This is a genomic window from Pirellulales bacterium, assembly GCA_019694455.1.
GTDB lineage: Bacteria > Planctomycetota > Planctomycetia > Pirellulales > JAEUIK01 > JAIBBY01.
The window spans coordinates 1-8,927 of the sequence record JAIBBY010000095.1; the positions used below are offsets into that span (position 1 = coordinate 1).

The 8,927-nt window shown below is 63.1% G+C and carries 10 protein-coding genes; all 10 read left to right on the forward strand.

The features are described from left to right. Positions 1-209, forward strand: a 209-nt coding sequence (locus tag K1X71_20485; GenBank protein MBX7075526.1) for a DUF4404 family protein, incomplete at its 5' end; no start/stop codon positions are given. 25 nt (positions 210-234) lie between these two features. Continuing rightward, positions 235-1,470 (forward strand): magnesium/cobalt transporter CorA, encoded by a 1,236-nt coding sequence (gene corA, locus K1X71_20490; GenBank protein ID MBX7075527.1) that lies wholly within the window; start codon positions 235-237, stop codon positions 1,468-1,470. A 94-nt stretch (positions 1,471-1,564) separates the two neighbouring features. After that, positions 1,565-1,900, forward strand: a complete 336-nt coding sequence (locus K1X71_20495; GenBank protein MBX7075528.1) for a hypothetical protein — start codon at positions 1,565-1,567, stop codon at positions 1,898-1,900. A 90-nt stretch (positions 1,901-1,990) separates the two neighbouring features. Next, positions 1,991-2,593 carry a hypothetical protein gene (locus K1X71_20500; GenBank protein MBX7075529.1) on the forward strand — a complete coding sequence of 201 codons (603 nt, stop codon included), beginning with the start codon at positions 1,991-1,993 and terminating at the stop codon, positions 2,591-2,593. A gap of 144 nt (positions 2,594-2,737) precedes the next feature. Next, the gene (locus tag K1X71_20505; GenBank protein MBX7075530.1) at positions 2,738-4,276 is read left to right on the forward strand and encodes a YifB family Mg chelatase-like AAA ATPase; all 1,539 of its coding nucleotides are present in this window, start codon (positions 2,738-2,740) and stop codon (positions 4,274-4,276) included. Between the two features lies 1 nt (position 4,277). After that, positions 4,278-4,835: a GNAT family N-acetyltransferase gene (locus tag K1X71_20510; GenBank protein ID MBX7075531.1), complete on the forward strand. Its 558-nt coding sequence runs from the start codon at positions 4,278-4,280 to the stop codon at positions 4,833-4,835. 350 nt (positions 4,836-5,185) lie between these two features. After that, the gene (locus K1X71_20515; GenBank protein MBX7075532.1) at positions 5,186-6,214 is read left to right on the forward strand and encodes a formylglycine-generating enzyme family protein; all 1,029 of its coding nucleotides are present in this window, start codon (positions 5,186-5,188) and stop codon (positions 6,212-6,214) included. Between the two features lie 217 nt (positions 6,215-6,431). Continuing rightward, the gene (gene purE, locus K1X71_20520; protein MBX7075533.1) at positions 6,432-6,890 is read left to right on the forward strand and encodes a 5-(carboxyamino)imidazole ribonucleotide mutase; all 459 of its coding nucleotides are present in this window, start codon (positions 6,432-6,434) and stop codon (positions 6,888-6,890) included. After that, positions 6,887-8,053 carry a 5-(carboxyamino)imidazole ribonucleotide synthase gene (locus K1X71_20525; GenBank protein ID MBX7075534.1) on the forward strand — a complete coding sequence of 389 codons (1,167 nt, stop codon included), beginning with the start codon at positions 6,887-6,889 and terminating at the stop codon, positions 8,051-8,053. Before purE ends, K1X71_20525 begins: the two co-directional genes overlap by 4 nt. A 63-nt stretch (positions 8,054-8,116) precedes the next feature. After that, a partial coding sequence (locus tag K1X71_20530) for a dihydroxy-acid dehydratase (protein MBX7075535.1) occupies positions 8,117-8,927 on the forward strand: 811 nt, incomplete at its 3' end.

Genomic DNA, 8,927 nt, shown 5'->3' on the forward strand with positions numbered 1-8,927 from the left:
AATCGCGCGAATTGCTGGAGCGCACGCTCGGCGAAGTGCGCGGCGTGCTGGCTCAACCCAGCGCGGACGAGGATCAATCGGAGTCATCGCCCCCCGATCCGCTCCGCGCGCAGCTTGCCGAGGCGGCCGCCGAGTTCGAGGGGAGCCATCCCGCGCTGGCCGGCACGGTGCGCAGCGTGATCGACGCGTTGGCGCAAATGGGCATCTGAGTTTCTTCATCGCAAGGGCGCCAGCGTGGCTAATAACGGTCGGGCCGCGAAACGTAGGGCAAAACGCGGCAAGCTCTATTTCGCGCGTCGCACGGCGCCCGGCGCGCCGCCGGGCACGCTCAAGGCCAATCCCAATTCGCCTCGGCCGGTGCTCAAGGTCATTGCCTACGGCAATCAACAGTTCGTCGAACGAGAACTGCGCGATCCGGAAGAACTGAAGCAGATTTTGGGACACTATCCCGTCGGCTGGCTGAATGTCGACGGGCTGGGAGACGAAAACGTCATCGCCCGCATTGGCCAGGTCTTCGGTCTGCATCTCTTGGCGCTCGAGGATGTGATGAACACCCACCAGCGCGCCAAGGTGGAGGACTATGGCGACTACCTGTTCGTCACGGCCCGCATGGTGAATCACGGGCAGCATGTCGAGACCGAGCAACTCAGCATGTTCTTGGGGCGGAACTTCGTGATCACCTTTCAGGAGTTTCCCGGGGACTCGTTCGACCCGGTGCGCGAGCGCTTGCGCAACGCGCGCGGGATGCTGCACGCCAGCGGCCCCGATTACCTGGCCTACGCCTTGCTCGACTCGGTGATCGACGCGTTCTTTCCGGCGCTTGAGCATTACGGCGAAATGCTCGACGAGTTGGAAGCCGAGGTGCTCACCGCGCCCAACTTGCACAGCGTCTCGCGGATTCACGAAATCAAGAACGAGCTGATCTTGCTGCGCCGCGCCATCTGGCCGCAGCGCGAGGCGATCAACACGCTGCTGCGCGATCCGCACGACATCGTGTCCAATGAGACACGCCTGCACCTGCGCGATTGCTATGACCACACGGTGCAAATTATCGACCTGGTGGAGGTGTATCGCGAGATCGCGTCTGGCCTGACCGACTTGTTTGTCTCCAGCGCCAGCAATCGCATGAACGAGGTGATGAAGGTGCTCACCATCATCGCCACTATTTTCATTCCGCTCACTTTCATCACCAGTATCTATGGGATGAACTTCAACACCGACGCCTCGCCTTGGAACATGCCCGAACTGAACATGCCGCTGGGCTATGTCGGCGTGTGGGTGGTGATGGTTGCGGTGAGCGTGGGCATGCTGTATTTCTTTTGGCGCAAGGGTTGGCTGCGCAGCTTCACGCCGAGCACTTTTGAGCGTGGCGGACGCCGCGATTGGTCAGGTCCACCAGAAAACGGCAACGGTCCAGCGGCGGAACGCCCCGGTTTACCGGCGATTTCCGGGGCCGAAACCAAGAAATGACCCGGCTTGCCCCTCGGCGTACAATAAATTCTTGCCGCCGCCGAATACCTGGGAGACCGTCGCAATGGTGGAACGTGAAATCGGAGCCGCGACCATGCTCGACCTTCTCCAAACGCATCCCTGGTTGATCGTGCTGTTTCTGATCGCCGCCGTGGTGATTGCCTGCGTGGCGATTGTGTTTGTCACCGATTACAACCGCCGCACTCATCAGGCGGAGATCGACGCCATGCTCAAACGCGACATGCTGGCGCGCGGGCTGTCGGCCGCCGACATCAAGACCGTGCTCGAGGCGTCGGGCGATCCGGAGCATGCTCGCGCCGCCTGCGAGAATGGCGGCGTGCGGCTAGGGCTGGGCAAGCTCCAGGTCGAAATGGGATCGTTCCCACAGCCGCCAGGGTCGTGGAAAGCCCCCGAGGCCAGCAAGGGCTAGGCCACCGCACGCCAACATCTGGCGAGACCGCTCGTGAGTTAGAGCAGAACTGCAATTTGGTTCCAAGTGCTCTCCACTCGCGAGGATTTTATGTTGTCGATGATTCGTGCGCCGCAATTTTTGTACTTATTGGTATTGTTGATTGCGCTCTTGCAGACTCGGCATGATGCAGTAGCCGCGCCGCTGCGCTGGGATGTGCATGACGGCGGCAATGGGCACTACTACGAAGCCGTGCAACAACCGATGGACTGGTTTGCCGCGCGCGACGCTGCGGCCGCGCGAGAGTATGACGGATTGCCCGGTCATTTATTGACAATGACATCCGCGGCCGAATTGGACTTCATTCGCCAGAATCTCCCGTTGGGAAAGTACTGGATCGGCCTCTTTCAGGATACGACTGCGCCCGATTTCAGCGAGCCCGCTGGCGGTTGGAGATGGGTCACGGGCGAAACTTTCGACTATGCGAATTGGTGGCCGGGCGAGCCCAACGATCTCAATGGGCATGAGGACGCCGCGCACACCGATGCTGCAATGTGGTGGAACGACTTGAACCCGCGCTTCAACGACCCATATTTCTACGTGGAATATGAGCCGATCCCGGAACCCGCTGCCATCCAGCTTTTGGTCCTTGCCACCACATTAGTCGCAGTCTCAGGCTGGCTCACTTCGCGCCGGCGATCCTGCAACCGTTAAGGCCATGCAGGGCACCTCAACCGCCGCCGCGCATGAATCGCGCGCTGGATTTCTCGCGGCCAGTTGCTCCGCGCTATGTCGCCAGTCACAATACCGCGTCGACCATCTCTAAACATTTGCCCACCACGGGGGCTCGCACGCGCGATGCTGGCCAAGCTACGCACCTTTTCCTTGCTCGGCATCGACGCGGTGCCGGTTGAGGTCGAAGTCGATGTCTCTCCCGGCGCGCAGCCCAAGACCATTCTCGTCGGTCTGCCGGAGGCCGCGGTCAAAGAGAGCGTGCCGCGGTTGGAGCGCGCCATCGTCAACAGCGGATTCGAGCGGCCGCAAAATCGAGTGGTCATCAACCTCGCCCCGGCCGAACTGCCCAAGCAGGCGGCCTCGTTCGATCTGCCAATCGTCCTAGGCATTCTGGCCGGGAGCGGGCAGTTTCTGTCGGATCGCTTGAACGACTATGCCGTGGTGGGCGAGCTGGCGCTCGACGGCAGCACACGCCCCACGCGCGGCGCGCTGTCGATGGCGATCGCCGCCGCTAACGACCGCGATCTGCGCGGCATGCTGGTCCCCACCGCCAGCGCCGCGGAGGCGGCCGTGGTCGAAGGCATCGAAGTCATCCCGATCGCCAGTCTGACCGAGGCCGTTTCGTTTCTGGCGGGCGCCATCGACATCGAGCCCACGCCGCCGCGCGTCCGTGATCTGTTTGAGCAGCACGCTCAATACGAAATCGACTTTGCCGACGTGCGCGGCCAGGAGATGGCCAAGCGCGCCGTGACGGTCGCTTCCGCTGGCGGGCACAACATTCTCATGCTGGGGCCGCCCGGCTCTGGCAAAACCATGTTGGCCAAACGCGTGCCGACCATCCTGCCCGAACTGACTCCGGCCGAATCGTTGGAAACCTCGCGCATCTACAGCGCCATGGGCCTTTTGCCCGCCGGGCAGCCTTTGCTGTTCATCCGGCCCTATCGCAGCCCGCATCACACCATCAGCGACGCCGGTCTGTGCGGCGGCGGCTCGACTCCCTCGCCGGGCGAAATCAGCCTGTCGCACAATGGCGTGTTGTTTCTCGACGAGTTGCCCGAGTTCAACCGGCACACGCTGGAGGTGCTCCGCCAACCGCTGGAGGATGGCACCATCACCATCAGTCGGGCGCTGTCCAGCACCACGTTTCCGGCGCGGTTCATGCTGGTCGCCGCGCTCAATCCTTGCCCCTGCGGCTACCGCAACGATCCGCGCCGCGACTGCCACTGCACGCCGCCGCAGATCGACCGTTATATGGCCAAGATCAGCGGCCCGCTGCTGGACCGGATCGATATCCACCTCGAAGTCCCCGCCGTCGCCTATCGCGATCTGCGCAGCGAAGAGCAAGGAACGACCAGCGCCGAGATGCGCACCGCGGTGGTCGCCGCGCGCGAACTGCAAGAACAGCGTTTCGCGCGCAGCACCACGCGCACCAACGCCCGCATGACGCCCCGGCAATTGCGGCAGTTTTGCGCGCTCGACCGCGCTGGCGAGGAGTTGATGAAAGCGGCCATGAGCGAACTGGGCCTATCGGCCCGCGCGCACGACAAGGTGCTGCGCGTGGCGCGGACCATCGCCGATCTGGATCAAAGCGACTCGATCACCGCCGTTCATATCAGCGAGGCGATCAACTATCGCCTGCTCGACCGCAAGCTGTGGAAATAACATGCAGGCGATCGAAACGCTGTGGCATCTCGAAATGACCGATCCTGGCCAGCTTTTGGCAGCGCCGCCCCCCGAGGCGCCGCTGGAGATCTTGCCGGTCGGCGCGCCATACCCCGAGTTGAATCGCTTCTTTTACACCTCCGTTGGCGCCGACTGGTATTGGATCGATCGACTCGACTGGGACTACGACCAGTGGCGGCGCTATCTGGCGCGGCCAGGACACGAAACCTGGATCGCCTATCTGGCTGGCACGCCCGCGGGCTACTTTGAGCTCGATGGCCAGCCACATGGCGATGTGGAGTTGGCGATGTTTGGACTGTTGCCCCAATTCACCGGCCAAGGACTCGGCAAATACCTGCTGACGTTCGCCGTGCGACGGGCCTGGGAAAAACCCGCCAGTCGGGTGTGGCTGCACACCTGTTCGTTCGATCATCCTCATGCCGTGGCGAACTACGAGGCGCGCGGATTTCGGCTGTACCGCACCGAGCAAGCCACAAAGGAAATGCCCGAGCAGTCGCCGGGTCCGTGGCCCGGATCGGGTCGCGTCGCCGCTAAGTGAACCTTGGCGTGCCGGTGTCGATTGGACCGCTGGGGGGGCGGTTTTCTTAGGCGCACCAAGGAATTTTGATTTTTTTTTGCACCGTTTGGGCGCGGTTGTCGCTTTAGCGATTATAAAGGTTTTGGTACCTCCTCCGAAGTCCTTGGTTTCGCTAATGCATTGCAACTGATTCGTCGTCTGGATCGCGAGTTCACTCGGCGCGCCGTGACATTGCAGCGACACACTGTGGCTTCCTTCGTGGGTTGTCCAAGACACGCCAGTCGGCGTGGTTCGGCAGTCTGACCTCTGCTCTTGCGGCGCTCCCAACCGGTAGCTACGCCAACGCTTCGATCTCCGCAGAGGAATCATCAATGACCCATAACCCAACTCGCCCTCTTTTCTCCATGAGCGCCGCTTTGGCGCTTGCTGTCCTGCTGGTGATGGCCTTCGCCGCGCCTGCCTCGGCCGTGACCATTCCCACCGTGCCGGTGGGCAACGCGGGGAACGCGGCCGATCCGCTGACTGGTTACGGCAGTGTTGATTACTACTACCGCATCGGCACGACTGAAGTGACCAACGCGCAGTACGCCGAGTTCTTGAACGCGAAGGCGGCCAGCGACCCGTTGGACCTCTACGACATTTTCATGGGCGTTAGTCCCACCGGCGGTATCGTGCGCAGCGGCGACTTCGGCAACTACACGTACTCCACCATGCCCAACATGGGGGACAAGCCGGTGAACAACGTAAGCTGGTACGACGCCATTCGCTTTGCCAACTGGCTCAACAACGGCCAAGGCGCCGGCGACACGGAGACAGGCGCGTACACGCTCTTGGGCGGCACGCCCACGCCGAGCAATGGCAACAGCATCACCCGCAACACGGGCGCAATCTGGTTCCTGCCGAGCGAAGACGAATGGTACAAGGCGGCCTATCATCAGCCGGCGGCGCAAGGAGGGGACAGTGACAACTACTGGCTCTATCCGACGGCCAGCAATACGGCGCCCACGGTGGCCACGGCCGATAGCGTGGGGAACATCAGCAACCCGGGCGCGAACGTCGCCAACTACCGAAGTGGCGCCATTTGGAACGGTCCGGAGGCAAACGTGACGACAGTCGGCAGCGCTGGCCCCTTGAGCGACAGCTTCTACGGCACAGCGGACCAAGGGGGCAACCTTTGGGAATGGAATGAATCGCTCATCTATGGAACGAATCGGGGCCTGCGGGGTGGTGGTACTGTCGCCTTCGAGCACACCTTACAGTCCTCGACTAGGTTCTACTTAGCGAATATCACTGTCAGCTTCACCGGGTTCCGTGTGGCAACCGTCCCTGAGCCCGGCACGGCAGCGCTGGCGGTGATTGGATGTGTGTTCGCGTGGGCGCTAAGAAAGCGGTTCACGTAGCCCTTTTCTTTTTCGTACCGGCCAAACCACCTCGCCGACAATGTGCTGAGCGCGGTCGTTCGCCGTGCCGAGTGGCCGCGCGCCAGCCAATCGGCGCATTGACACCACAAGGCTCAATTAGTCGAATGGAACGTTTCTCAGGGCGATTTTAGGCCGATTCCGCGAGATTGCCGATATGGCCAAGGCCGCGAGCGACGCGCCACAGGTGGGCGTCATCATGGGCAGCAAATCCGACTGGGAAACGCTGCGCGCGGCCGACGAAATCCTCACCCAATTTGGCGTTGCCCACGAGTGCCGCATCGTTTCGGCCCATCGCACTCCCGATGCGATGCGCGACTACGCGCAGTCGGCCGAACAGCGCGGTCTGAAGGTGATTATCGCCGGCGCTGGCGGCGCGGCGCACCTGCCGGGCATGGTCGCCTCGCACACCACGCTGCCGGTGCTCGGCGTGCCGGTCGAGAGCCAATCGCTCAAGGGGCTTGATTCGCTGTTGTCGATCGTGCAGATGCCCGGCGGTATCCCTGTGGCCACGCTGGCTATCGGCAAGGCGGGGGCGAAGAACGCGGCGCTATTGGCCATCAGCATCTTGGCGGGCGAGCAGCCTGCCTTGCGCGACAAGTTGACGGCGTTTCGAGCAGAGCAAGCCCGCCGCGTGAGCGAGGAAACATTGCCATGAGCGCGGCGGTGTTGCCCGGCGCCACTATTGGCGTGCTCGGCAGCGGTCAGCTAGGCCGCATGTTCGCCATCGCGGCGCGGCGCATGGGGTACCGCGTACATACATTCTCGCCCGATTACGACACTCCCACCGGTCAAGTGGCCGACCTGGAGGTGCGGGCATCCTATGACGATCTGGACGCTGTTCGCGATTTTGCGCGGCAGGTCGACGTGGTGACATTCGAGTTCGAAAACGTGTCGGCGGCGTCGACGGAGGCTGCGGCCAGGTATGTGCCCGTCCGGCCTGGCGGCGCGGTGCTGCACACCACGCAGCACCGCTTGCGCGAAAAGACGTTTCTGCGCGACCACGGCTTTCCGGTGACGCCGTTCGCCGCCGTCCGCTCGCTCGATGAGTTGAACGCGGCCTTGGCCACGCTCGGCGCGCCGGCCGTGCTCAAGACCGCCGGCTGGGGCTACGACGGCAAGGGACAGGTCAGGATTCAATCGCCGGCGGAGGCGGCCAGCGCCTGGCAGGGCCTCAACACCGCAGAGGCCGTGCTGGAGGCGTGGATCGACTTTGATTACGAAGTTTCGCTGGTCGCGGCGCGCGGTCTGGATGGGGACTTCGCCCACTTCGGTCTGATTCACAATACGCACGCGCATCACATTCTTGATGTCTCGTTCGCCCCGCTGGCCGCGCCTGCCCGGCAGCGGTTGGAGGCAGACGCGATCGAAATTGCCCGGGGAGTGATGGACGCGCTCGACGTGGTGGGCGTATTGTGCGTCGAGTTTTTTGTCACGCGCGATGGCCAATTGTTGGTTAACGAATTGGCGCCGCGCCCGCATAATTCGGGGCATCTCACCTTCGATGCGTGCGTGACCAGCCAATTCGAGCAGCAACTGCGCGCGATCTGCGGATTGCGGCTCGGCGCCACCGAACTGCTCCGCCCCGCGGCCATGGCGAATCTGTTGGGCGACCTTTGGGCGACGGGGGAGCCCAATTGGCAATCGGCCTGCGCCAGCCCCGAGGTGAAACTGCACCTCTATGGCAAGGCGGCGCCGCGTGTGGGGCGTAAAATGGGGCACCTGACGGCGCTGGCCGCCACGGCCGAAGAGGCGGTGCGCCAGGTGACCGCCGCCAGAGACTCGCTGACTTCGATTTTGGCGCCGTTGACCACTATTTGAACTAACTATTTTCTTCATCACATTTCGACGCCGCCTGCCGCGGCGCGAGCGAGAGGCGATGCCATGACTCACAAGATTCGCAGCCAGGAAGTGACCGAAGGCGCCAGCCGCGCGCCGGCTCGCGCGTTTCTACGCGCCATGGGACTCAAAGACCACGATCTGCGGCTGCCATTTGTCGGCGTGGCCAGCACCTGGAACGAAGTCACCCCCTGTAACATCACGCTCGATCGTCAGGCCCAGGCCGCCAAGGCTGGCGTGCGGGCAGCCGGCGGCACGCCCCGCGAGTTTGTCGCCATCAGCGTCTCTGATGGCATCGCCATGGGGCACGAAGGCATGCGGGCATCGCTCGTCAGCCGCGAGGTCATCGCCGACTCGGTCGAGTTGGTCATGCACGCCCACCGCTACGACGCCCTGATTGGTCTGGCCGGTTGCGACAAGAGCCTGCCCGGCATGTTGATGGCGATGGCGCGGCTGAATCTGCCGTCCGTGTTTCTGTACGGCGGAACCATCCTGCCTGGCAAGTACGAAGGCCGGGACGTCACGATTCAGGATGTGTACGAGGCGGTGGGCGCCCACGCTGCCGGCAAGATCACCGACGAAGAGCTATACGCGATGGAATGCGCGGCCTGCCCGGTGGCGGGTAGCTGCGGCGGTCAGTTCACCGCCAACACCATGGCCTGCGTCGCCGAGGCGATTGGCATGGCGCTCCCGGGCAGCGGTTCGCTCCCCGCCATCGATGAGACGCGCGACGAGTTCGCCGTGGCCTGTGGCAAGACGGTGATGGACCTGCTGGAGAAGGGCATCCGCCCGCGCGACATCATGACGTTTGAAGCGTTCGAAAACGCCATCGCGGTCGCGGCGGCGACTGGAGGCA